Annotated in this window: 14 protein-coding genes and 1 pseudogene; 6 read left to right on the plus strand and 9 right to left on the minus strand. The window is 68.1% G+C overall.

Going from position 1 to position 23,920, the window contains the following annotated elements; translation table 11 throughout:
- Positions 1-33: 33 nt before the first annotated feature.
- Complete coding sequence (locus AB5I40_RS37315) at positions 34-1,014, minus strand: glycosyltransferase (RefSeq protein WP_370934856.1); 981 nt, start codon at positions 1,012-1,014, stop codon at positions 34-36.
- 143 nt (positions 1,015-1,157) lie between these two features.
- A complete protein-coding gene (locus AB5I40_RS37320; protein ID WP_370934857.1) occupies positions 1,158-1,985 on the minus strand; it encodes an MBL fold metallo-hydrolase in 828 nt (275 codons plus the stop codon).
- A 90-nt stretch (positions 1,986-2,075) separates the two neighbouring features.
- Between AB5I40_RS37320 and AB5I40_RS37325 the strand changes: the two genes are divergently transcribed.
- Positions 2,076-2,678: a TetR/AcrR family transcriptional regulator gene (locus AB5I40_RS37325; protein WP_370934858.1), complete on the plus strand. Its 603-nt coding sequence runs from the start codon at positions 2,076-2,078 to the stop codon at positions 2,676-2,678.
- A gap of 398 nt (positions 2,679-3,076) precedes the next feature.
- Here the strand turns inward: AB5I40_RS37325 and AB5I40_RS37330 are convergent, their stop codons facing one another.
- Positions 3,077-3,346: a hypothetical protein gene (locus tag AB5I40_RS37330; RefSeq protein ID WP_370934859.1), complete on the minus strand. Its 270-nt coding sequence runs from the start codon at positions 3,344-3,346 to the stop codon at positions 3,077-3,079.
- Between the two features lie 109 nt (positions 3,347-3,455).
- Positions 3,456-4,238 (minus strand): thioesterase II family protein, encoded by a 783-nt coding sequence (locus AB5I40_RS37335; RefSeq protein WP_370934860.1) that lies wholly within the window; start codon positions 4,236-4,238, stop codon positions 3,456-3,458.
- A 198-nt stretch (positions 4,239-4,436) separates the two neighbouring features.
- Between AB5I40_RS37335 and AB5I40_RS37340 the strand changes: the two are divergent.
- Positions 4,437-5,083 (plus strand): annotated as a pseudogene (locus AB5I40_RS37340) (TSUP family transporter).
- Positions 5,084-5,153: 70 nt separating this feature from the next.
- On the opposite strand, the gene AB5I40_RS37345 reads toward AB5I40_RS37340, so the two are convergent.
- The gene (locus AB5I40_RS37345) at positions 5,154-6,476 is read right to left on the minus strand and encodes a DUF222 domain-containing protein (protein ID WP_370934861.1); all 1,323 of its coding nucleotides are present in this window, start codon (positions 6,474-6,476) and stop codon (positions 5,154-5,156) included.
- Between the two features lie 290 nt (positions 6,477-6,766).
- On the opposite strand from AB5I40_RS37345, the gene AB5I40_RS37350 reads away from it, so the two are divergent.
- Together AB5I40_RS37350 and AB5I40_RS37355 are read left to right on the plus strand one after the other, a co-directional pair.
- Positions 6,767-9,355 (plus strand): response regulator transcription factor, encoded by a 2,589-nt coding sequence (locus tag AB5I40_RS37350; RefSeq protein ID WP_370934862.1) that lies wholly within the window; start codon positions 6,767-6,769, stop codon positions 9,353-9,355.
- On the plus strand, positions 9,352-9,546 hold the full coding sequence (locus AB5I40_RS37355) for a LuxR C-terminal-related transcriptional regulator (RefSeq protein ID WP_370934863.1): 195 nt from the start codon (positions 9,352-9,354) through the stop codon (positions 9,544-9,546). Before AB5I40_RS37350 ends, AB5I40_RS37355 begins: the two co-directional genes overlap by 4 nt.
- A 59-nt stretch (positions 9,547-9,605) precedes the next feature.
- Here the strand turns inward: AB5I40_RS37355 and AB5I40_RS37360 are convergent, their stop codons facing one another.
- The 3 genes from AB5I40_RS37360 to AB5I40_RS37370 all read right to left on the minus strand — a co-directional run bounded on the left by AB5I40_RS37360 (position 9,606) and on the right by AB5I40_RS37370 (position 12,682).
- Positions 9,606-10,565 carry an NAD-dependent epimerase/dehydratase family protein gene (locus AB5I40_RS37360; RefSeq protein WP_370934864.1) on the minus strand — a complete coding sequence of 320 codons (960 nt, stop codon included), beginning with the start codon at positions 10,563-10,565 and terminating at the stop codon, positions 9,606-9,608.
- Between the two features lie 75 nt (positions 10,566-10,640).
- Complete coding sequence (locus tag AB5I40_RS37365) at positions 10,641-11,933, minus strand: nucleotide sugar dehydrogenase (protein WP_370934865.1); 1,293 nt, start codon at positions 11,931-11,933, stop codon at positions 10,641-10,643.
- Between the two features lie 65 nt (positions 11,934-11,998).
- Positions 11,999-12,682: a PIG-L deacetylase family protein gene (locus tag AB5I40_RS37370; protein ID WP_370934866.1), complete on the minus strand. Its 684-nt coding sequence runs from the start codon at positions 12,680-12,682 to the stop codon at positions 11,999-12,001.
- Between the two features lie 249 nt (positions 12,683-12,931).
- Here AB5I40_RS37370 and AB5I40_RS37375 point away from each other — a divergent pair, with 249 nt between their 5' ends.
- Entirely contained in the window at positions 12,932-22,378 is a 9,447-nt protein-coding gene (locus AB5I40_RS37375; RefSeq protein ID WP_370934867.1) for an SDR family NAD(P)-dependent oxidoreductase, read from the plus strand.
- A 309-nt stretch (positions 22,379-22,687) separates the two neighbouring features.
- On the opposite strand, the gene AB5I40_RS37380 is transcribed toward AB5I40_RS37375, so the two are convergent.
- Entirely contained in the window at positions 22,688-23,398 is a 711-nt protein-coding gene (locus AB5I40_RS37380; protein WP_370934868.1) for a TetR/AcrR family transcriptional regulator, read from the minus strand.
- A gap of 70 nt (positions 23,399-23,468) precedes the next feature.
- Between AB5I40_RS37380 and AB5I40_RS37385 the strand changes: the two genes are divergently transcribed.
- The gene (locus AB5I40_RS37385; RefSeq protein WP_370934869.1) at positions 23,469-23,888 is read left to right on the plus strand and encodes a hypothetical protein; all 420 of its coding nucleotides are present in this window, start codon (positions 23,469-23,471) and stop codon (positions 23,886-23,888) included.
- Positions 23,889-23,920 lie beyond the last annotated feature (32 nt).

Below are 23,920 nucleotides of genomic sequence, written 5' to 3' on the forward strand. Positions count from 1 at the left end.
TTTGGGCCGCCCGCTGATCCGCGCGGGCGGCCGCTACCTGTTCTCCGCCCACCGAGGCAGATCGCGGGCAACCTCTCCGGGCGACGGCATGCGCGCGATCTCCTCAGCAATCGCCCGCGCCGCGTCCCGGTGCCCGCCGCGCGGTGACAGCAGTTTCCGGACACTCTCGGCAACACTGTCCGCACTGAGTTCTCCGGGCAGAATGCTCAACGCAGCCCCCGCAACGCTGAGGGCGTCCGCATTGGCGAACTGGTCCGCTCCCTGCGGAAGAACCAGCTGCGGCACCCCGACCGCGAGCGCGCCGAGCGTTGTACCGCTGCCGCCGTGATGCACAACCGCGTCGACATATGGCAACAACTCCGCCTGCGGTACCCACTCATGGACCGTGACATCTTTTGGCACCGCCCCGAGTCGGACATTCCCAGCCGCGACCACCACGTCGATGCCGGCCGCCGTCAAACCCTGGATAGCTGTGGTGAGCACTTCCGCCGTGCCGAACGCAGTGCCGAGCGTCAGATAGACCAGCGGCCGCGACGTCCTCTCGACCCGCCACTCCGGCAGCGGCTCGGAATAGGCGACCGGCCGCAGCTCTATCCGCTCAGCGGTCGCGAGAAAGTCCTTGTCCTGCAAGGACGGCGGACAAGTATCGAGATGCGGCCGATCCAGCGTGGGCTTCTCCAACCCGATTCCGTCAGGAAACATGCGGCCGAACCCGTGCCAGAGACTGGGAATCCCCGCCCGTTGCGCCGCGATCGCCGGACCCGACTGTCCCCATTCATGGACGATGAGGTCGGGCCGCAGCCGCGCCAGGTCAGGCTCGAGGTCCTCGGCGTAGATCTCGTAGAACGAATCCGCTGGCCGGAAAGGCCGTAATCCGTTGCGATGCAAGGACGCGTGGACGTTCTCGCCCGCCGCGAAATGCACCTCATGCCCAGCCTCCCGGACGGCGACCGCGAGCGGGATGAGCGGATAGGTATGCCCTACCGACGCGAGGCTGGCGAAGAGCACGCGCACCGCTGACCAGCTCCTTCCAAGTCCGATGCCATAAACAGATGTTATGAACATCTGAACTGATAGTAGCCTGCTCACACCCCGCGCGGCCAGCGAGCGCGCGGTTTCGGCTCCGCTGCACCAAGCCAGACAGCCGCGTCTGGGAGCTAGGCCCTGTTGCTTGAATCCGCTGTCACGGCGGAGCTTCCGGTTGTGTGCGCCAAGTCCAGCCATTCCCCGACAGGCAGCACGCATGCCCGGCGTCCGGCCTGCAGGCGGAACTCGGCCTCCGGGTCGAAAACTTCGAGGTAGCCCGCGATCTTGTCCAGCTGCTCGGACTCGTAGTGCATCGGGACCGCGTACCGGGCGTCGAGGATTTCCGCGGCTGCGGCGGCTTGCCTCGGGTCCATCGCGGCGGGCAGCGGACTCGGCGGCTGGAGATGCGGCGCGTCGACCACCGCGCCGTTGGCGGGCAGGAACGCCGCGTCGAAGGGGCTGAACCGGCGCGCGATGAGCCACCAGTAGCCGTGGAACATGGTGTCGCCGCCGTGGAAAACGCGCTGCCCGTCGGCCTCGACGACCCAGTTCAGCTGCGGGTCGCCCAGTCCGTCGACGGCGGGGACCGCGGTGGCACGGAACGGTCCGATCTCGCGGGTGGACCAGGGATCGACGACTTCGACGGTAAGGCGGTGCCGAAGCAGCTCGTGTTCGGCGGGCAGGGTGGTGACGTTGTCCACGTCGTCGCCGTAGCCGGGCGTCGGCCGGAGCACTGGCGCTGCGGGTGCCAGCACGTCCGCGAGCGCGGCGGCGTCAGTGTGGTCGCGGTGCAGGTGGGAGACCAGTGCGGCAGTGGCTATCCCGCTCGGCTCCGCCAGTCCTTCGCCGGACTTCCAGCCGGTGAACAGCGGTGACAGGTCGCGGACGTAGTCGATCACCAGGCGTTCGTCGCTCGCCTCGATCTCCAGCCCGGCCCAGCCCAGTCGTCGCAACCGCATCTCGTGCTCCTTGGTCTCGGTGGTCGCCCGGAATTTAGCGTACGGACGTTCTCTAATCAATAGCGAACGTCCGTACGCTATCCTTGGCGCATGTCACCGCGACGTTCAGCGGCCGAAGCGCAGGCCACCCGGGGCCGGATCCTCGAGCGGGCGGCCGAGATCGCCTCCGAGGAAGGGCTGGACGGGATCACGATCGGCCGGCTCGCCGAGGAACTGGAGATGAGCAAGTCCGGGGTGCACAAGCACTTCGGCACCAAGGAGACGCTGCAGATCTCCACGCTGGACAAGGCGTTCGTGGACTTCTGGCACCGGGTGGTGGAGCCCGCGCTGCCCGAACCGCCAGGCCTGCGGCGGCTGCGCGCGGTGTGCGCCAACTCCGTGGACTACCTGGAAGCGCCGCTGCTCCCCGGCGGCTGCCTGATGACCGCGGCGCTCACCGAGTACGACGGCCGCCCCGGGCGGGTCCGCGACGCGGTGGCCGAGGTGTGGTCGCGCTGGCGGGAGCAGCTGCGGGCCGACTTGGCGGCGGCGGTGGAGAACGGGGGGTTGCCTGCTGGGTTCGATGTCGAGCAGGCGTTGTTCGAGATCATCGCGGCCGGGCTGGCGCTGAATGCGGCTATGCAGTTGCAGCATGACCGGACGGCCGCGGGGCGGGCTCGGCGAGCGATTGAGCGGGCTTTGGAGCAGTCCTGAGGCCTGGTTGCGGCGGAGTCGCTTGATCCTTCTGGAGTACCGCGTTTGGGCAGCGGTTGCCGGTGTCTCCCGCGCAGGGTTGTGGTTCCGCGGTGGGCGTCTTGTTGCTGCGCAGGTGCGGAGTTCGGCTGTCTTGGAGAGTGCTGCGGTGCTCGGGTCTGGTGCGCGAGTTGGCGCAAGTGCCGTTCGCGTCGGGGAAGCTTCGAGCGTGAGTGGCGCATCGGCCGGGAGTGTCGCGTGAGTTGCGTTGCGCAGGCCGGGCTGGGCTGGGCTTGCCGCGCTTCGGGCCAGGCTCGGCTGCGGTTTCCGTGCGGGCTGGGTCGTTCTACGTGCGGATGCCGACCTGCGGTGAGCCGCTGAGGTTGGCGCGGCGTCCGCTGGCCTTGAGGCGATTCCGGTTACGACTCGGTGGCCATGCCCAGCGAGCACAGCGAACCGGCCAGGGCGATCAGGTCGTAGCGGGTGTCGTCTTCGTTCGTTTCCCACAGGGCGGAGAGGGTGGTAGCGGCCTGGTCGACGTCGCCGTTGTGCTGCTTCAGGGCGATCCACATCGCGGCGGCCATCGGCTCGCATTCGATGTGGCGGTTGGTCGTGCGGCAGGTCAGCTCCAGGTGGCCGTTGGCGAGCATGCGCTGGGTGACGCCGGGGGCGGTGGTGATCGCCATCATGATGGCCTCCTGGTTGAGGGGGTGTTTCCTTGATGTACCTAGTTTCTCGGAACCGGCGGGCCGGAACCATGGGGTGTGCTCCTGAAGCTTCCCTGGGGTTTCCCCACCCTTATCCCCGGCAGATTCCCGGTTGCCATCCGGCCAGGGTTGTGGTGATCGTCTTCAGGACGGCGTTGAGCTGGTCGTTCAGGTAAAAGTGGCCACCGGGGAAGATCTTGACCTGGCAGGTGCCGGTGGTGTGGTCGCGCCAGGCGTCGGCCTCGTCCAGGTCGGTTACCGGGTCCGCGTCGCCGACTAGGACTTGGATCGGGCAGCTTGGTTCCAAACCTGGTTCGTGCCGGTAGGTTTCGACGGCGGTGTAGTCGCCGCGGATCGCGGGCAGGACGATGCGCAACAGTTCGTCGTCGCCCAGTACGCCGGCGTCGGTGCCGCTGAGTTGCTTGAGCGCGGCGATCAGACCATCGTCGTCGCGCTGGTGGATGAACTCGATGCGTTGCGCTGACGGGGCCCGGCAGGCGGACGCGAAGAGGCCTAGCGGGGGATTGCCCTGCGCCTCCAGGCGGCGGGCCACCTCGTAGCCGACGGTGGCGCCCATGCTGTGGCCGAACAGGACCACGGGCAGGTCGGACCAGTCGGCCAGGTCGTCGGTGATCGCGTCGGCGATAGCGGCGACCGTGTCCAGGCATGGTTCCGTGCGGCGGTCCTGGCGGCCGGGGTATTGGACGGCGACCACCTCGAAGTTCTGCCCGGCCGCCGTTGCGGAGAGCGGGAAGTAGGCGGTCGCCGAGCCGCCGGCGTGCGGGAGGCACACCAGACGCACCCGTGCCTGGTCGGTCGGGTGGAAACGGCGGATCCACCGGCTTGTGCGTGCGTTCGCGGGTGTTTCGTCCACTGCAGTCACAAAACCAGGAGTGTTCGGGGCTGGGCAGCGTGGGACAACCCCTAGTGGCCTGGGGCTTGGCTGAGGAGGGGGCAACGTCGGCGAAGGTGCGCCGAGGCGTCGGGTCGGTGCGGGTGGCAGCCTGAGGCGGTGCCGGTCGATTTGCTGCCTGCCTTGGTCGCTGCCTCCCTCGCTGCGTTTCTGCTTGCGGTGCTTTCCGCGGTCGCCGGATTTGGCGGTGGGGTCTTGCTGTTGCCGGTCTTCACCGCGTTATTCGGGCTGCGTGTCGCTGTTCCCACGATGACCTTGACGCAGCTGTCTTCCAACGGATCCCGCGTATGGCTTAACCGGCGGGAGTTGCGCTGGGAGCCGTACCGTGCGCGGTCGCTGGAGGGCTGTTGCTCACCCATGCTCCGCTCGCGCCGCTCAAGCGGGTCCTCGGCGTCTTTCTTGTCGGGGTTGTCGTCTGGAGACGGTTGCGACGTCGGCCGCGGACGCCTGCGCCGCCGTCGTTCGCGGTGGTCGATGCGGCTTCCGGGTTTGGTTCAGCGCTGCTGGGCTCGGTCGGCCCGCTCACTGCCCCGTTCTTCCTCGCTCTCGGCTTGACTCGCGGCGCTTACATCGGCACCGAAGCTGCCAGCGTGCTGACTATGCACCTCGCCAAGATCGCCACCTATGGCGTGGGTGACCTGCTCACGTGGCGGGTCCTGCTCTTCGGTCTCGCGCTGACTCCCGCCATTCTGCTCGGTGTTTGGGCGGGGAAGCGCATCGTCGGCCGTATCAGCGAACGCATCTTTGTCCTTCTTGTCGAGCTTGGTCTTGTCGTTGCTGGTGTCCTGTTTCTCGTCGGGTTCTGAGCGCGTCCAGGCAGGGGCCATCGCCCGGACTCGCGGTTGTGGATGCGAGTCCGCGTGCAGGGGGCGGCGGTCATGAGGCTGCGGCCGACGGGTGTGGAGTGTGAGCCGGGCGCGGAGCGGCTTGCCGTCGTGTGTGGCCCAGCGGGATGGGTGGCGGGTTGTGGGCGGTGTTGCGCAGAGGTTTCTGCTCGGGGTCGAGGATGGACGGCGGGATCCAGTACACGACGCCGTCGCGGAGGAGGATTTGCCAGCCGCTGTGGTGCAGGAGGCGGTGGTGGCGTTCGCAGCACGAGGCGAGGTTGTCCAGGTCTGTCGCGCCGCCGTTGGCCCAGTGGACGATGTGGTGCGGGCTTGTCCACTTTGGACTTCGGTCGCAGCCGGGGAAGGTGCAGCCGCGGTCTCGGATTGCCAGGGCCCGGCGTTGGGCGTTCGTGGCGGTGCGGGCCGAGCGGCCTAGGTCGAGGACCTGGCCTTCGGTGCCCAGGACGGCGGGGTAGACCTTGGCGTCGCACAGGATGCGGCGCAGGTGGGAGGCGGGCAGGACCGACTCGTCGTCGGTGAAGACCGCCTTGGCGTTGCTCTGCAGGGTTTTCAGGTCGACGGTCACTGTGGCGACTGCTCGTTCGCCGGCTTTGGCGGGCAGGTCGGGAGTGCGGGCGGCCAGGTCGACGATCGCGGCGATCGCGTCGCCGTGGCGTTCTGCTGGAGTGCGGGGGTCGGGGGTGTCCGGCGTGGTCGCGGGGTCCGGTGCGGCCAGGGGGACCAGCAGTTGTTCGATCAACGTGCCGGTTTCCTGGTCTACGTTGCCGGTGAAGCGGAAGCGGCCGGTTCGGGTCCAGTGCCAGCGGAATTCTCGCCAGGGGCGCGCGGAACCCACGCCCGAGCCCGAGTCGGGATCCGAGCCGGAAACCGCGTCCGGGTCCAAGGAAGGCACGTCGGCAGGATCGCTGTCCCAGTAGATCTTCAGGCGCGTCGCGGCCCGGCGGACCGTACCGGGATTCGCCTGTGCCGCGAGGGTCACCAGGGTGTCTTCGGCGACGGTGTAGTCCTCGGGGGTCAGCCATCTCGGTGCGTCGGCCAGGAATTCGGCGATCACGGCTGCGTGCTGGGCGGTGATTTCGCCCTCGGTCAAGGCTTTCCATGTCAGCGGCAAGGAGCCGGTGGCTTGGGCGAGCCGGGCTCGGGCCTCGCGCGGTGTCACGTGCAGGATCGTCGCCAGGTAGGCCGCGGTCGAGGAATAGCCCTCGGGCACGGCGCCGCGCGCTTCCACTTCCCGGATTGTCTCCAGTTGTGCGGCGTAGGCGGTGTTCTGCTGTCTTTGGGTCGTCAGGAGTCTGGTGGTCAGGTCCTGGTCTGACAATTGCCAGGCCGGGAGCGTCGTAGTCGTGGACACCCCTTCATTTTCTCGAACGCACGTTCGATTACGCCATCGCTCGAACTGGTCATCCTCAACTGCGGAAGCAAGCGAAGCAAGATCACTGTCCGGAGCCAAAACGCAAGCTCGCCCAAGGAAAGCCGCCCCTCGCATGCAGACGGCACCGCAAGGAAAACCCCAGTCGAAAACAACGCAAGGTAATCGTGATCACCTGATTGAGTGACTTTAGATCGCGGTTGGCTGTGCTTAGGGGGCGGCTGCGACTGTGGCACACGCAGGAAGATGACCGTTGGGTCGAGGAGCTTGCGATGGGCGTGAACTGGGGGCAGAACCGCCGCACCGAGCCGAACGAAGCAGTGTCCCTCCTTGAGGGCCTGCTGATCGAATGCGATGCGGGGGCAGGAGACACGGTATTGGTCGGCGGAGGACCGGCCAGCGGGAAAACTCAGGTACAGAACCAAGTTGTGGCGCGAGCCCGCGAGTTGGGCGTTCTGACGCTCACCGCGGCGGGAGCGGCCGACGAACGCGACGTCGACGGCGGCGTGCTCGACCAATTGCTGGCCAGCCCGGCGTTGCCGCGCGAGGTACTGGCCGCGGCTGATGGCGAGGACCGGATCGCCGCGTTGTGCAGTGCATTGCACCGGCTGGCGCGGGAGCGGTCGTTGCTGATCGCGGTCGACGATTTGCAGCACGTGGACGAGACCTCGGCGCGGTTGTTGCTGCGGTTGCAGCGGCGGGCGAGGTCGGCCGCGATGTTGCTGGTGCTGACGCAGCCGGACGGCTGGTATTCGGGTGAGGGCGTCGAATTCGCCGCGCAGCCGCACCGGTACGTGCATCTCACGCCGTTCACCGTGGAGGCGATCGCGCAGCTGGTCGCGGACCACGGCGACGCCGAGCGGATCCACGGGCTGAGCGCGGGGAATCCGTTGCTGGTCAGTGCATTGGTTGACGCATCTCGTAGCTCGATGGACGACGGCGCAGCGTATTCCGATGCGGTGCAACGGCTTCTGCATCGCTACGGCTCGCCGCTGCGGGAAGTAGCGACGGCGATCGCGGTGCTGGACACCGACGTGACCACGGACGCGGTGGCGACGGTCGCGGGCGTCGATCCGGTCGAGGCGGAGGCTTCGGCAGGGCTGCTTGTGGAGACTGGGCTGGTCGATGGGGTGCGCTTCCGGCAGCAGCCGGCCGCGGCGGCGGTCGTCGGCGGGTTGCGCGGGTCCGAGAAGGTGCAGCTGCACATCCGGGCCGCTGAGGTGAAGCACGCACGTGGGTTGTCGGCACCGGAGGTCGCACGGCATCTCGTGGCGGCGGGCGAAGCGCAGGCGGAGTGGGCGTTGCCGGTGCTGGTCGCGGCGGCGGAGCAGGTGATGCTCGGCGACGACGTCGACTTCGCCACCCGCTGTCTGCATCTGGCGGCATCAACGACCACCGCGTCGTGGGAGCAGCAGATGATCTCGCAGCTGCTGGCCAAGATCACCTGGCGGGTCAACCCGGCGGCGGCCGCACCGCATCTCGCGGCGTTGCGTGACGCTGGTTCGCTCGATCAATCGGACCGGATCGCGTTGGTGCGTCAGTCATTGTGGTTCGGTGACCGGGAAATGTTCGAGTCCGCGCTGGTCCGGCTGGGCGACGACCTCGAGCCGCTACACCCGCGCATGGCTGCCGAACTGACTCTCGCCGCGCATTGGCATTACGGCGCGGCACCGCAGTTGTCGGTCGACGCATCGGATCCCTGGATGCGCACGGCAACCACCCTCGCGTCGGTATGGCAGGTCGGTGGCAGCGAAGAGACTTCGGTGTGCGCGGAGCGGATTCTGCAGAACTGTCGGCTCTCGGACACTTCGCTGGAAGCGTTGGCCACGGCCATTCTCGCGCTCGCGTACGACGGCAAGGCGGACCGCGCGGAAGGCTGGTGTTCTTCGCTGGCCGAGGAGGCCGAGTATCGCGGCGCGGTGACGTGGAAAGCGATGCTCGACGCCATCGGTGCGAGTCTGTTGCTGCGTCGCGGCGAACCGGCCGAAGCGGCTGAGGCGGCGAGCCGGGCGCTCGCGCTGCTTGACGAACCCAACTGGGGCGTCGCGATCACGTACCCGCTGGCGACGATGCTGACTGCGTACACCGCGGCAGGCGCGTTCAAGGCCGCAGCTGCGGTGTTGCGACACGCTCTGCCCGAAACGGTGTACACGACACTCGGCGGCGTACGGTTCCTCAGGGCGCGCGGGCAGTTCCACCTGGCCACGAACCGCGGGCTCTCAGCGGTGAGCGATTTCCAGCAGTGCCAACGGATTCTCCGTGACCGCAACCTCGACCTGCCCGCAGTGGCACCGTGGCGGACCGATCTTGCGGAAGCGAATCTGCGGCTGCGGAACCCGACCCTGGCGGTCGAGCTGGCGAAACAGCAGCTGGCCGACACGACGGACGCGTTTTCGCAGGCAGTGGCGCTGCGGGTGCTGGCGTTCGCCGGGGAGACTGGTGCGCGGTCCGGTCTGCTGAACCGGGCGGCGGAGGCGTTCAAGGAATCCGGCGACCGGCTCGAGCTGGCCCGCACGGTCCGTGCGATCAACCAGCTCGGCCAGCGCGCGGAACGTTCGGCGGGCTTGGTGAAACCGGTGCAGGTGCCGCGGCAGCCGATGCGTCCGCTCGCTCCTCGTCCGGTCGCGTCGAGACCCGAGCCGCCGCGCGCGGATCCGGAGGGAGCGGCTGCGACGGCGCTCAGCGAGGCCGAACTGCGCGTCGCGGAACTCGCGGCGCACGGACGGACCAACCGCCAGATCGCCGAAACGCTGTACATCACAGTGTCCACTGTGGAGCAGCACCTGACCAGGGTGTACCGGAAGCTCGGCGTGGCGGGGCGGAGCGCGCTCGCCGGAGAGCTGGCCGGTGCCGGGCAGTGACGGAAAAGCTGACGGAAAGCCGGACGGAAAAGCTGCGGGGAGCAAGGGTGCTGACCGACGTAGAGCTGCGAGTCGCGGAACTCGCCGCGCAGGGCATGCCGGTGGCGGTGATCGCGGAGGTACTGGGAGTGTCCGCGAACACCGCCGCCGGCCACTTGACGGCCGTCTACGTCAAGCTCCGAAACGCTTGAAGGGCCTCTCGCGCGAAATCCGCAAGAGGCCCTTCACCGGAGCAGGAACCGAGAACAGGTCAGGATCGACGGTCAGCGACCACCGCTTCGATGATGTCGTCCAGCGAACGCGTCGGCACGAAGCCGATCTGGTTGTACGCGCGGGTGCAGTCGGGAATGCGCCGCTGCATGTCCTCGTACCCGTCGCCGTACGCCTCCTCGTACGGCACCTTCGTGATGGTGCTGCTCGAACCGGTCGCGCCGATCACGCGCTCGGCCAGCTGCGAGATGGTGGTCTGCTCGTTGCTGCCGAGGTTGAACACCTTGCCGTACGCGGATTCGTCGGCGAGCAAGTCCGCCAGCGCGGGCACGACGTCCTGCACGTGGCAGAAGCAGCGGGTCTGCTGTCCGTCGCCGAACACCGTGATCGGCTCGCCGGCCAGCGCCTGCGTCACGAAACGCGGGATGACCATGCCGTAGCGCCCGGTCTGGCGCGGCCCGACCGTGTTGAACGGCCGCACGATCACCGTGCGCAGGCCGTGCTCCACCGCGTACAGGTGCGCGAACGTCTCGTCCAGCGCCTTCGCCTCGGCGTAGGACCAGCGGTTCTTCAGCGGCGACCCGATGATCCGGTCGTCGTCCTCGCGCAGGCCGTCGGCGGTGTTCTTGCCGTAGATCTCGCTCGTGGACGCGACGAGGATCGGCACGTCGTGGCGCAGCGCCGCGTCGAGCATGTTCTCCGTGCCGTGCAGGTTGGTGCGCAGGCTGTCCATGGTCTTGTCGAGGATGGTGAACACACCGACCGCGGCGGCGAGGTGGAACACGGCGTCGATGCCCGCCATGCACGATTCGACCGCGTTCGGGTCGGTGATCGAGCCGCGCACGAAGCGGAATCCGGGGTGTCCGGCGAAGCCGGTGAGGTTGTCCAGGGTGCCGGTGCTGAGGTTGTCCAGTGCGACGACCTCGTCGCCACGGGCCAGCAGGTGCTCGGTGAGGTGGGAGCCGATGAACCCGGCGCCTCCGGTGATCAGGTAACGCACTGTGTTTTCCTCTCAGTGTCATGTGGGGCTTCGCCCCAGGCCGGGGGCTCCGCCACCCGGAACCCCCGAAAAGAATCAGTTCGCGAAGAGCGCGCGGTCGAAGCGATAAGTGGCGTCGATGACGGTCGGGCAGTCGGCGAGCCATTCGTAGTCGTGGCCCGGCTGGATGGTGTGGATGAGCGCGACGTCCCAGTCCTGGCCTTCCGGCTCCGGGACGGTGTCGAGCGAACCGCCGGTGACCCGGACGTTCGGGACCAGCGGGTCGTAGTAGCCGACCTTCGCGCCCTTCGCGGCGAGAAGGTCGAGGATGTCGAGCGCGGACGAAGAACGCACGTCTTGCACACCAGGCTTGTACGTCACGCCTACCACCAGCACGCGCGTACCCGCCATGCCCTTGCCTTCGCGCGACAGTGTGTTGAGTACGCGGTCGACAACCTGCTTCGGCCGCTCCGCGATGGCGTGCATCGCCTGGGTCACCAGCGGCGCGTTGCTCTGCGTCGCGCGCAGTTGCCACAGCAGGTAGTGCGGGTCGCAGGGGATGCAGTGGCCGCCGACGCCGGGGCCGGGGTGGAAGGCCATGAAGCCGTACGGTTTGCTGGCCGCCGCGTCGATGACCTCGATCGGGTCGATCGCGAAGCCGTCGCTGATCTCCGCGAACTCGTTGGCCAGCGCGATGTTCACCGCACGGAACGTGTTCTCGTACAGCTTGGTCATCTCCGCCGCTTCCGGCGAGCTGACGCAGTGCACGCTCGGGGTGAGCACGTTGATGACACGCTGCGCCATCGCGGTGCACACAGGGGTCACGCCGCCCAGCACTCGCGGCGTCTCGGATTGGGTGTGCGTGACGTTCCCGGGGTCGATCCGCTCCGGACTGGACGCCACGAACAGGTCACGGCCGATCGTGAATCCCTTGGCCACCAGCGGCTTCACCAGCAGCCGGTTCGAGGTGCCGACGTAGCTGGTCGAGGTGAGGATGAAGGTCTGGCCGCGGCGGGCGTTGGCGACTAGTGCCGCGCACGCCGCCTCGAGCGGGCCGAGGTCCGGCATCAGGTACTCGTCGAGACCAGTCGGCACGCACACCAGCACGGCGTCCGCCTCGGCCATCCGCGCCGAGTCCGTGGTGAGCTGGAAGTCCTCCTGGTGCACGGCTTTCTCGAGCCTGCGGTGGTCGGCCTCGATGAGGTCGACCTCGCCGGTGCGGATCGAGTCGAGGCGGTTCTGCGACAGGTCGATGCCGATCACGCCGACGCCGCCGGCGTGCAGGCCGAGCGCGGTCGGCAGGCCGACGTAGCCCATCCCGATCACCGCGACCGACGTCAGTTCGTTCCGTTCGGCGATGGTCTCGAATTCAGCGACAGTACTGGTCATTCCTGGTCACCCGTTTCTGGATGGGCTGTGGGAAAAGCGAGCGGGAAAAGCGGGAGAAAACGCGGTCATCGGACCGAACGGACGATTTCGAAGGCCTCGGCGAGGCCGGCGCTGACCTGCGAGCCGCGGTATTCGGCCAGGGCGCGGACACCGCGTTCGCTGCGCGGATTCGGCCACGGCTCGAGTTCCTTGCCGTAGGCGCGCAGCGCTTCGATTTTGCGTTCGAGGTGGCTTTCGTCGAGAATCTGCCAGCAGTTCGGCCGGAACGTGACCGGCAGCCCGGAGGCCTCTCCGACGTCGGTGGCGGAGCGGATCTCGAAGGTGCGGACCTCGCGCACCGGGCCTTTGCCCGGCCGTCCGGCGACCCGCGCGGCACGGCTGACCAGCGCGTGGTCGGTGCTCAGGTCGCACATGCTCGTGGCGAAAATGGTGTCCGGCTCGAATTCGCGGACCTCGCGCTCGACGACCTGGTTCAGTTCGAGGTGGCTGACCGTGTCGAGCCGGTTGTCGCCGAATTCGTGGACTCGCACGCGCTCGATGCCGAGCGTTTTCGCGGCCAGTTCGATCGCGTCGGAGCGATTGGTGACCTCGGCGCCGGCGGCCGAACGCGAACCGTCGTCGTTGGTGAGAATGCAAAGCGAAACGGTGACGCCCTCGTCGGCGAGCCGGGCGATAGTCCCGCCCGCGCCGAGCGTTTCGTCGTCGCCGTGGGCTCCCACCACCAGCAGCCTGCGTGTCAACGTGTGCATACGATTCCCCAGTCCTTGTCCGGGCGGTGAAACCCCCAGCGGAAACGAGCCGTGCGAAATGGCTTGGAACGCCAGCAAAATCTGACAGCCGCCGGTGCGTGCGACAACCCCTAAAGACCGTCTAAAGCGGACCTTGGCCGGGCGGGCGAGACCGGCGCGGCAGGGGCCGTTAGGGGTGGGTCCGCGCACGGGCGCGCTCGTATCGTCACGACGTCGGGCGAGCATGCGACGCGGAAGGAACGTGGGCACGTGGGCAACTCCGAGGAGAAGCTGGTCGGTGCGCTCCGGGCTTCGGTGAAGGAAACCGAGCGGTTGCGCGAAAAGAACCGCAAGCTCACCGAAGCCGCACGGGAGCCGATCGCGATCGTCGGGATGGCCTGCCGGCTTCCCGGCGGCGCGGGCACCCCGGAAGCGTTGTGGGAACTGCTGTCCGGGGGCGTCGACGCGATCGGCGAGTTCCCGTCGAACCGGGGCTGGGACCTCGAACGGCTTTACGACCCGACCGGGCAGCGGCCGGGTTCGAGTTATGTGCGCGAGGGCGGGTTCCTGCACGACGCGCTCGATTTCGACGCCGATCTGTTCGGCATCAGCCCGCGCGAGGCGCTGCTGATGGACCCGCAACAGCGGCTGCTGCTCGAAACGTCCTGGGAGGCGTTCGAGCGCGCCGGGATCGCGCCGCATTCCGTGAAGGGCAGCCCGACCGGCGTTTTCGCGGGCACGATGTATCACAACTATCAGGGCAGCTACGGCTCTTCCGGCGTCATTTCCGGCCGCCTCGCCTACACTTTCGGGCTCGAAGGACCCGCGGTGACCATCGACACCGCGTGCTCGTCCTCGCTCGTCGCGCTGCACTTGGCGGTGCAGGCACTGCGCAACGGTGAGTGCACCCTCGCGCTCGCCGGCGGTGTTTCGGTGATGTCGACGCCTCGTACGTTCGTTGAGTTTTCCCTTGACGGAACGCTTGCCCGCAGCGCTCGCTGCCGTACCTTCGCCGACTCGGCGGACGGTACCGGCTGGTCCGAGGGTTGCGGCATGCTGCTCGTCGAGCGGCTGTCCGACGCGCGGCGCAACGGGCACCCGGTGCTGGCGATCGTCCGCGGCACCGCGATCAACCAGGACGGCGCGTCCAACGGCATGACCGCGCCGAACGGGCCCGCGCAGCAGCGCGTGATCCGGCAGGCGCTGGCGAACGCGCGGCTGCGGCCGGACGAGATCGACGTCGTCGAGGCACACGGCACCGCGACCAAACTGGGCGACCCGATCGAGGCGCAGGCGCTGCTCGCGACGTATGGCCAGGAGCGCGAAGAGCCGCTGTGGCTGGGGTCGATCAAGTCGAACGTGGGCCACACGCAGGCCGCGTCCGGTGTTGCTGGCGTGCTGAAGATCGTGCTGGCGCTGAACAACGACCTGCTGCCGAAGACGCTGCATGTCGACAAGCCGACTCGACACGTGGACTGGGCCTCCGGCAAGGTCGAGCTGCTGACCGAGGCCCGGCCCTGGGAGCGCGGGGAACAGCCGCGTCGCGGTGCGGTGTCGTGCTTCGGGCTCAGCGGGACCAACGCGCACATCATCATTGAGGAAGCACCGGCACCGGACGCTGTCGAAAGTCCGCGCGACGAGGCCGCGATCCCGGTGGTCGTTTCCGGCCGGACGCCGCAGGCATTGCGGGCGCAGGCAGCGCGGCTGGCCGAACACCTTGCGGCGCATCAGGAACTGGACCTGCTCGACGTCGCCGCCACCTTGGGCGCGTCGCGAACGCATCTGGACCACCGGGCGGCCGTGATCGGGAAGTCCATTGAGGACGTTCTGCCCGCGTTGAACGCGCTCGCGAATGGTGAGCTGGGCGCGGTGAGCGGTCTGGCGCGCGGTGAGGCGTCGTTGGCGTTCCTGTTCTCCGGACAGGGATCTCAGCGAGTCGGGATGGGACGTCAGCTGGAGGTCTTCCCGGTCTTCGCCGAGGCTTACGCGGCGGCGTGCGCGGAGCTGGACCGGCATCTCGGCCGGCCGATCCGCGCGGTGGTCGACGGCGACGCGGACGTGCTGGCGCAGACCGCGAACACCCAGGCCGCGCTGTTCGCGTTCGAGGTCGCGCTGTTCCGGCTGGTCGAATCGTGGGGCCTTACTCCGGCTGCCCTGTGTGGACACTCCATCGGCGAGCTTGCTGCCGCACATTGCGCGGGCGTGTTCTCGTTGGCTGACGCGGCAAAGCTGGTCGCCGCTCGCGGACGGTTGATGCAGGCGTTGCCGAAGGGCGGCGCGATGGTGGCCGTCGAAGGAACTCCGGAGGAGGTCGCGGAGCACGATCCACAAGGGACGGTCGACGTCGCTGCGGTGAACGGACCGCGTTCCGTGGTGGTGTCCGGTGCTGAGGACGCCGTCCTAGCGGTGGCCGCGAAGTTCAGCGATGCCGGGCGGCGGACGACGCAGCTCAAGGTCTCGCACGCGTTCCACTCGCGACTCATGGAGCCGATGCTCGCCGAGTTCCGCGCCGTCGCGCAGAGCATTGCTTATGCGCAGCCGACGATTTCGGTGATCTCCAGCGTGACCGGTGAAGAGGTTTACGCCGAGCTGACCGACCCCGAGTACTGGGTGCGCAATGTCCGCGAGCCGGTCCGATTCGCGGATGCGGTTCGCGCGCTCGCAGCTGACGGCATCAACCGGTTCCTCGAGTTAGGCCCGGACGCGCCGCTGACCGCCGTGGTCCCGCAGTCCGCCGGTGACGCGGTTGCCGTGCCGGGCCAGCGTCGTGATGTCCCCGAGGACGTGGCGCTGCTGACCGCGTTGGCGACGCTGCACGTCCGCGGAGTGGTGCCGGATTGGGCCGCGCACTTCGCCTCGCGGGGTGCGAGCCGGGCTGACCTGCCGACGTACGGCTTCCAGCACCAGCGTTACTGGCTGGAGGTTTCGTCCGAATCCGGGGATGTCTCGTCGATGGGCCTCGACCCGGTCGACCACCCGCTGCTCGGCGCGGCGACGTTGCTCGCCGACGCGGACGGCGTGGTGCTGTCCGGTCGCGTGTCCACGGCGACGCATCCGTGGCTGGCCGACCACGCCGTTGGTGGCTCGATCCTGTTGCCTGGCACGGCTTTTGTGGAACTTGCCGTGCGCGCCGGTGACGAGGTCGGCTGCGGCCGCGTCCAGGAGTTGACTCTGCATGCGCCCCTCGTGCTGCCTGCGAAGGGTGCCGCGCGGATCCAGGTGCGCATCGGAACTCCGGCCGCCGATGGGACTCGGCCGATCAGTGTCCACTCGCGACCCGACGATCTCGCCACCGCCGTCGGCTGGACCCGGCACGCGGACGGCACGCTCGCGGCTGCGGCCTCCGGGACGAACTTCGACCTCAGCGAATGGCCGCCGGCCGGTGCCGAGACGGTGGACGTCGAGGGAATGTACGACATGCTGGCCGAACACGGGATGGCTTACGGGCCAGTGTTCCAGGGGCTGCAGGCGGCGTGGCAGCGCGGCGAGGACGTCTATGCCGAGATCGCGTTGCCCGAGCAGGAACGGATCGGGGCCGAGGCGTTCGGCCTGCACCCGGCGGTGTTCGACGCGACCCTGCACGCCGTGGGGCTCAGCGCGGCGGCCGGGGAAGGGACGACTCTGCCGTACGCCTGGTCCGAAGTGGAGCTTTTCGCGACTGGTGCGTCCTCACTGCGTGTCCACGTGCGACCGACCGGTGAGCAGGCCGTCGAGCTGCGCCTTGCGGACAGCGCCGGGGCACCGGTCGCGCGGGTCGGCACGTTGAAGCTGCGGCAGATCAGCGAGGAACAGCTGGCGGCCGCGGCTCCGACTGGTTCGGACGAACTGTACGAAGTGGACTGGGTGCCGACGACTCTGCCGGATGCGCAGGCGACCTACGAGGTCTACTCGGCGAAGGCCGGGAATGACGCGGCGAAGGCAAAGAAGGCCGTCCACAGTGCACTGTCCAAACTGCAGTCGGACGGCAAAGAGAAGCTTCTGGTGGTGACTGGCGACGACCTCGCCGGGGCTGCGGTGGCTGGCCTCGTCCGGTCCGCGCAGGTGGAGGACCCGGGGCGGATCGTGCTCGTCGAGGGCGACGCGACCGACGAGCAGCTCGCGGCCATCGCGGCGGCCGACGAATCGGCGGTGCGGGTGTCCGGCACCGAGGTGCGCGTGCCGCGTCTCGTCCGGGCGACGCCGGAGCTGGGGGAGCCGGTCGACTGGTCTGTTGGAACCGTGCTGCTCACTGGCGGCACCGGGGCGCTCGGCCGGATCGTGGCCACGCACCTCGCGAAGCAGGGCGCAAAGCGGTTGCTGCTGGTCAGCCGCCGTGGTGACCAGGCACCGGGCAGTGCGGAACTTGTCGCGGAACTGACCGAACTCGGCGCGGAAACAACTGTCGCCGCGTGTGACCTCACCGATCGCCGGGCGGTGACGCGGCTGCTGAAGAAACACCCGGTCGCCGCTGTGGTGCACGCCGCCGGTGTGCTGGACGACGGTGTGCTGCCGTCGATGACTCCGGAGCGGATCGACGGCGTCTTCAACCCGAAGGCGCTCGCCGCCTGGCATCTGCACGAGCTCGTCGGCGACGTCGAAGCGTTCGTCACCTTCTCCTCGGCCGCCGGGGTGCTCGGTGCTCCTGGCCAGGCGAACTACGCCGCCGCTAACGCTTTCCTCGACGCTCTCGCCGCGCACCGTCGTGCCGAAGGCAAGCCGGCGCACTCGCTGGCGTGGGGCATGTGGGAATCGGCGGCCGGGATGGCTGGCGAAACGAACGGCAAGCGCGGGCTCGGCGCGTTCAGCGCGGCGGAGGGCCTGGCGCTGTTCGACACCGCGGTCAGGTCGACGGGCACGGTGTTCGTGCCGGTGAAGCTCGATCTGCCCGCGTGGCGCGAGGCCGGCGCGGTGCCGGACCTGCTGCGCGGCCTAGTCCCGGCAGCCCGGCGTACCGTAGCCGACCGCGAGGCCGGGACGGACTCGTTGCTGGGCAAACTGGTCCGGCTTCCCGCCGACAAGCGCCTCGACCACCTGCGTGACCTGGTCATCGAGCACGCGGCGGCGGTGCTGGGACACACGTCGACGGACGTGATCGACGCCGATCGGGCGTTCAAGGACCTTGGCTTCGACTCGCTGACCGCGGTCGAGCTGCGAAACACGCTCAACGAGGTCACCGGTCTCAGCCTCACCGCGACACTCGTTTTCGACCACCCGACCGCTGGCGACCTTGCCGCGCACCTGCACGACGAGCTGCTCGGTGACCTGGACGCGGACGCGGCCGGGCCGGAGACCACCGTCGTGGGCAGCGACGAGCCGATCGCGATCGTCGGCATGGCCTGCCGGTTCCCTGGCGGCGTGACCACGCCGGATGAGCTGTGGCAGCTGGTCGCCGCTGGTCAGGACGGGACCAGCGACTTCCCGACCGACCGCGCCTGGGACATGGACCACTGGCTGGAGCAGGTCGCGCCCGACGGCGGCACGCCGCGCGGCGGGTTCGTGCCGGACGCCACCGACTTCGACGCGGCGTTCTTCGGCATCAGCCCCAACGAAGCCGTGATGATGGACCCGCAGCAGCGGATGTTGCTGGAGTCGTCGTGGGTCGCGCTGGAGAACGCTGGCGTGGATCCGCTGGCGCTCAAGGGAAGCACGACCGGGGTGTTCGTCGGCGTGATGCAGTCCGACTACGACCCGGGCGACGCGCTCGAACAGGGCGGCGGGGCCTACCGCGGGTCTGGTGCGTTGAGCAGCGTTGTTTCCGGACGGGTCGCGTACGCGTTCGGTCTCGAAGGGCCTGCAGTGTCGGTGGATACCGCGTGCTCGTCGTCGTTGGTGGCCTTGCATCAGGCGACCCAGGCGTTGCGTGGTGGGGACTGCTCGCTCGCGTTGGTCGCGGGGGTCTCGGCGCTCGTTTCGCCGGCGCCGTTTGCGCAGTTCCTTGATGGTGCGGTTGCTCGGGACGGTCGATGCAAGCCGTACTCGGCCGCAGCGGACGGGTTTGGCTGGGGCGAGGGCGTCGGGGTGCTCGTGGTCGAGCGGCTGTCTGACGCGCAGCGCAACGGGCACGACGTGCTGGCCGTGGTGAAGTCCAGTGCGGTCAACGCGGACGGTGCTTCCAATGGTCTTAACGCGCCCAGTGCTCCGGCGCAGGAGAAGCTGATTCGGCGGGCGTTGACGGCGGCTGGCCTGGTGGCGTCCGATGTGGACGCTGTCGAGGGTCACGGCGCGAGTACTCCGCTGGGAGACCGGATTGAGACTGCTGCGCTGCTGGCTACTTACGGCCGGGAGCGGTCAGTGGACCGTCCACTGTGGCTTGGTTCGGTGAAGTCGAACATCGGGCACACTCAGGCAGCGGCGGGTGTCGCCGGGGTGATCAAGATGGTGCAGGCGATGCGGCACGGAGTGTTGCCGTCGACCTTGCACGTCACCGAGCCGACGCACGATGTCGACTGGGCTGCCGGAACTGTGCGGCTGCTGGACGAGTCTCGGGACTGGCCCGAGGTGGATCGTCCGCGTCGTGCTGCGGTGTCGGCGTTCGGGTACAGCGGGACTAACGCGCACGTGATCCTGGAGCAGGCTCCGGACGTTGTGGCGGAAGCGGCTGAGACGGTTGATTCCGGTGGGGTGCTGCCGCCGCTCGTGTTCTCGGCTCGTACTGCGGCGGCGCTTCCGGATCAGGCTCGGGCGTTGCTGGCGCACCTCGACGCGTACCCGACGATGGATGTCGTTTTCTCGCAGGCGAATCGTCAGCCGTTGTTCTCGCATCGGGCTGCGGTGGTCGGCTCGGACGCCGCCGAGCTTCGCGCGGCGCTGGCGGCTTTGTCTACTTCGGACTCTGCGGTGACGGGGCGTGCTCGCTCTGGCGGGCGGACTGCGTACCTCTTGCCGGGGCAGGGTAGCCAGCGGGCAGGGATGGGCCCGGAGTTGTCCGCTGCGTTCCCGGTGTTCGCGCATGAGTTGGAGCGGGTGACGGCGAAGTTCGATCAGCATCTCGGTCGGTCTCTGCACGCGGTGATGTTCGCTGAGGCTGGGTCGGTGGATGCACAGTTGCTGGACCGGACTCAGTTCAGTCAGGCCGCGGTGTTCTCTTTCTCAGTGGCGTTGTATCGGCTGCTGGAATCGTGGGGGCAGCGGCCGGACGTGCTTGTCGGGCATTCGGTCGGGGAGATCGCGGCTGCGCATCTGGCCGGGGTGTTCTCTTTGGACGATGCGGTGAAGCTTGTCGCGCACCGGGGTCAGCTGATGGCGGAGACGCGGGACGGTGCGGTGGTCGCGGTCGAGGCCAGCGCGGACGAGGTTCGGCCGTTGCTGGGCGACGACGTTGCGCTGGCCGCGGTGAACGGGCCGAGGTCGGTGGTGGTGTCCGGTGTGGACGGTGCGGTTCAGTCGATCGTCGAACACTTCGAGAAGCTTGGCCGGCGCACGAACCGGCTGGCGATCGATTGTGCGGTACACTCGCCGTTGCTGGACGAGATTCTCGAAGAGCTGGAAGAGATCGCGCAGGAGTTGACGTTCGCGACGCCGACCGTGCCGGTGGTCTCGACGGTCACTGGCGCCGAGGTGACGGACGAGCTGTCCGATCCGGCGCATTGGGTGGCTAACTGCCGCAACACGGTTCGGTTTGCGGACGCGGTGCAGGCTTCGGGGGCGACTCGCTTTGTCGAGTTGAGTACGAGTGGGGTGCTCACCGCGGCTGCTGAGGCGGTGATCGAGGACGCTGAGTTCGTTCCGGTGCTTCGACGCAATCGTGGTGAGGTTGCTTCGACGCTCCTGGCGGCTGGGCAGTTGCACGTTCTTGGTGCGGGGCTGGATGTTCGGCGGATGTTCGCCGGGCGGTCTGCGGCTAGCGTTCCGTTGCCGCCGTATGCGTTCCATCGGACGCGGTACTGGCCGTCGGTGGACATGGAGGCTCGGCGGGCTGCTGGGACTGGGCTTGCGACGTTGTTCGGGCCCGCGTTGACGGTTGCCGGATCGTCCACTGTGGTGCTGACCGGCACGTTGCCTGCCGGTGAGCCGTTCCCGGTGGCTGGCTTTGTGGAGCTGGCTACTCGGGCAGGCGACGAGGTCGGGTGCGGACGTGTGGTGCGGTTGACCGTGGAGTCGCCGTTGGCTTCTGCGCACGTGCAGATCGTGGTGGGCGAGCTGGATGAGGCTGGGCAGCGCCCGGTGACTGTCCACTCGCGACACGACGATGTCTGGACGCGGCATGCCGAGGGGCTGCTGGCGGTGGATGACGGTGGCGAGCCGGAGGGCATCGGCCAGTGGCCGCCTGCTGGGGCGGAGCCGGTGAGTGCTGGACGGCTCGATGCTGCTTGGGCGGTTGACAGGGTGGTGTTCGGGGAGATTGAAGTCGCTCCGGATGAGCGGTTCGGGTTGTCTCCGGTGGTGCTTGATGCCGCGCTGTCCGCTGTCGGCGGGGATGCGGTGGAGTGGCGGGACTTCCGGCTGTTCGCTACTGGGGCGGCGAAGCTTCGGGTTCGGGTGACTCCGGTGGGGGATGATCAGGTGGCGGTGCTGTTCGCTGATCGTTCTGGGCGGGCGGTTGCCGCGGCGGAGTCGGTTACGTTGCGGGAGCTGGTGGCTCCGGAGGCTGCTTCGGCCGGGCAGACTGTGGTGAAGAAGCGGCGTGCGGTGGCTGACGATGTCTCGGAGTTGGAGCTCACGGAGAAGGGGCTGCTGGCGTTTGTGCTCGAGCAGGTTGCTGGGCTGCTTGGGTATGCCGATGCTGCTGAGCTTGACGAGGACGCGCACTTCCTGGAGATCGGGTTCGATTCGCTGACCGCGGTTGAGTTGCGGAATCGGATCGGTGGGGTGGCTGGGGTTTCGTTGCCTGCTTCGGTTGCGTTCGATCACCGGACGCCGGCGGGGTTGGCTAGGCATTTGCTCGGCGTATTGACTGGGCCTGCGGTTGAGACTGGCGGGGATCCGGTTACGGAGATGTTCTTTGAGGCTGTCCGGGGTGGACAGGTCGAGAACGGTCTCGCGTTGCTGGGGGCGGCTGCGAAGTTGCGGCCGGTTTTCCGTGGTGTGGGTGAGCTTTCGGAGGAGCCGCGGCCGGTGGAGTTGGCTGAGGGGCCTGCTGGGGTGAGGTTGCTGGCGGTGCCTACTCCGGCTGGGATGGGCGGGGCTTATCAATACGCGAAGCTCGCGGCTCGGTTCCGCGGGGTGCGCGGGGTTGCTGCTCTGCCTACGCCTGGGTTCGTGGCGGGGGAGTTGCTGCCTGCTGATCTTGACGCGTTGCTGGATGTGTTGGCGGAGAGTGTTCGGCTTTCCGGGGATGGGCCGTTCGTATTGGTGGGGCATTCATCTGGTGGGGTGCTGGCGTATGCGTTGGCTTCCCGGGTTGGGGCGGCTGGGGTCGTTCTGCTTGATACCTATGCGATGGACGGCGGGGATGCTGGGGATACGGTTCGGGACATGGCTGCCGGGATGGTTGAGCGGGAGGAGCAGTTCGGGCCGTTCGACCGGGATAAGCTGACTGCTATGGCTTATTATCTCGGGTTGCTGGACGGGGTTGAGCTGCCTGAGGTTTCCGCGCCGGTGGTTTTGGTTCGGCCGGATCGGCGGTTTGTCACCGCTGGGGATTCCGTTGATCGGGCTCAGGAGGATCCTGGGTTGTGGCGGACTACTTGGGATCGGGCGGATGTCGTGGTTACTGTTCCTGGGGATCATTTCAGTATTGTTGATGCGGATGTGGAGACTACGGCTAAGGCTGTTGAGGGGTGGGTGGGTAGTCTCTGAGTTCTCGCTCGCGGGCGGCTCGTCGCCTGGCGGCGACATTGCGCCCGGGCGGGGCCACCACCCCGAAGCTTGAGTGTGACTACGGCGCGGGGGTGCTTGTCAAGGCGGGAAAGATGCCTTGACAAGCACCCCCGCGCCGTGTTTTTGGCTTCGTATCGGGGTGCGGGGGGTGTGGGTGCCCCGATAGTTGGGTGCATTGGCGCGGTTTAGGGGCGTGCGAGTGCTTGGTTGGGTGCGCTGGTGCGGTTTAGGTACGTGAGGGGAACCCTGAGGGAATCTGATTCCCTCAGGGTTCCCCTCACGTACTGGTTAAGGGAGCAGGGCGGCGATTCCGTCCAGGACTCGTTCCAGGGCGAAGTCCTCGGGGGCGGCGGCAGGGAATTCGCGGGACTCCGCCAGCTCGGCCAGATGCGGGTAGTCGCCTTCGGTCAAGCGTGGTTGCAGGAAAGCTCGCACTTCGGCGGCGTACTCGGTGGATTCCGGCGAGTCCGGGTCGGCCACAGCGCGTCGGCGGTCAGCCGTGGCTCGGACTACCGCCGAGACCAGTTCCGAGCAAGACAGAGCGTCCACTGTGGACAAACCGGTCGCAACAAAGATCGCCAGCAATTGCTCAGTCCAGCGGAGGCGGTGCGGGGTCAAGCCCTCGCGGACGTCCAGCAGCCATGGGCGCGCTGCGTATCGCTTGGTCGCGGCGTCCGCCCAGGTGCGGACGGAGGAGCGCCAGTCCAGGCCAACCGGAGCAGCGGGAGGCGGGCCGAAGCCTGCCTCGGCCAGGAGGATCAGCAGCTCGTCCTTGGAACTCACGTAGCGGTACAGCGCGTTGGTCGTCAGGCCCAGCGCGGACGCGATGTTCGGCAGTGACGCGGCGGTCAGGCCTTCGGTGTCGGCCAGTTCGACGGCTGCCGCTACGACCGCCTCTACGGTGTGCGACGGCTTCGGTCCTCGGCGGGGACGGGGGGCGCCCAGCCAGGCTGGGGTCAGGCCCGGCGGCAGGGCTCGGGGATCGGGCTCGATCGGCATCTTTCGCTCCGGTACGTCTTTCAGTAAACTGTGCAAGTCTTACACTGATCTGGTCTGGGGGCGAGCCAACGTGAGCGAGACCAACCGGTTCGGATTCGGGAAGGTCACCGAATTGGACCGGAAGCTGGCGGCTACCGAGGTTGAGCACGCCCGTTCCGAAGGGGCCTGCGACGGGCAGGAAGCGGCTCGAAGGCTGGCTCGGATTCGGCTTGCCGAGTCGCACGCGGCGTTGCGGGCCGCGGTCGAGGGGCGTGCGTCCGGGTCGCCGCCTCCGCTGCTCGAGGCCGCGCCGAAGCTCGCGTTCGGGCTCTGGGCGGTGGTCGCGGCGGTCAACACGCTGATCTGGTTCGGGATCGGGGTGATCGGCGGGCAGTGGGATCCGCTGTGGCTGCTCTGGGTCTATCTGGGCGGCGGAGTGCTGGTCGCGGGCGTGTGGAGCGTCCGGGACTTCGACCGGCGGGCGCGGGCCACGGCCGGCCGGGCGTCCTGAGCGGAACCCCTGGGGTTCCCCCGTCAGCGGGA

Origin of the sequence: Amycolatopsis sp. cg13, assembly GCF_041346965.1 — a bacterium.
In the GTDB taxonomy this organism is placed as follows: domain Bacteria; phylum Actinomycetota; class Actinomycetes; order Mycobacteriales; family Pseudonocardiaceae; genus Amycolatopsis.

Bases quoted from the DNA above. Each gene is read 5' to 3' on its own strand.
- AB5I40_RS37320 (WP_370934857.1), bottom strand. From the start codon at position 1,985: ATGCGGTTGCGACGACTGGGCTGGGCCGGGCTGGAGATCGAGGCGAGC.
- AB5I40_RS37325 (WP_370934858.1), top strand. From the start codon at position 2,076: ATGTCACCGCGACGTTCAGCGGCCGAAGCGCAGGCCACCCGGGGCCGG.
- AB5I40_RS37330 (WP_370934859.1), bottom strand. From the start codon at position 3,346: ATGATGGCGATCACCACCGCCCCCGGCGTCACCCAGCGCATGCTCGCC.
- AB5I40_RS37350 (WP_370934862.1), top strand. From the start codon at position 6,767: ATGGGCGTGAACTGGGGGCAGAACCGCCGCACCGAGCCGAACGAAGCA.
- AB5I40_RS37365 (WP_370934865.1), bottom strand. From the start codon at position 11,933: ATGACCAGTACTGTCGCTGAATTCGAGACCATCGCCGAACGGAACGAA.
- AB5I40_RS37370 (WP_370934866.1), bottom strand. From the start codon at position 12,682: ATGCACACGTTGACACGCAGGCTGCTGGTGGTGGGAGCCCACGGCGAC.
- AB5I40_RS37380 (WP_370934868.1), bottom strand. From the start codon at position 23,398: ATGCCGATCGAGCCCGATCCCCGAGCCCTGCCGCCGGGCCTGACCCCA.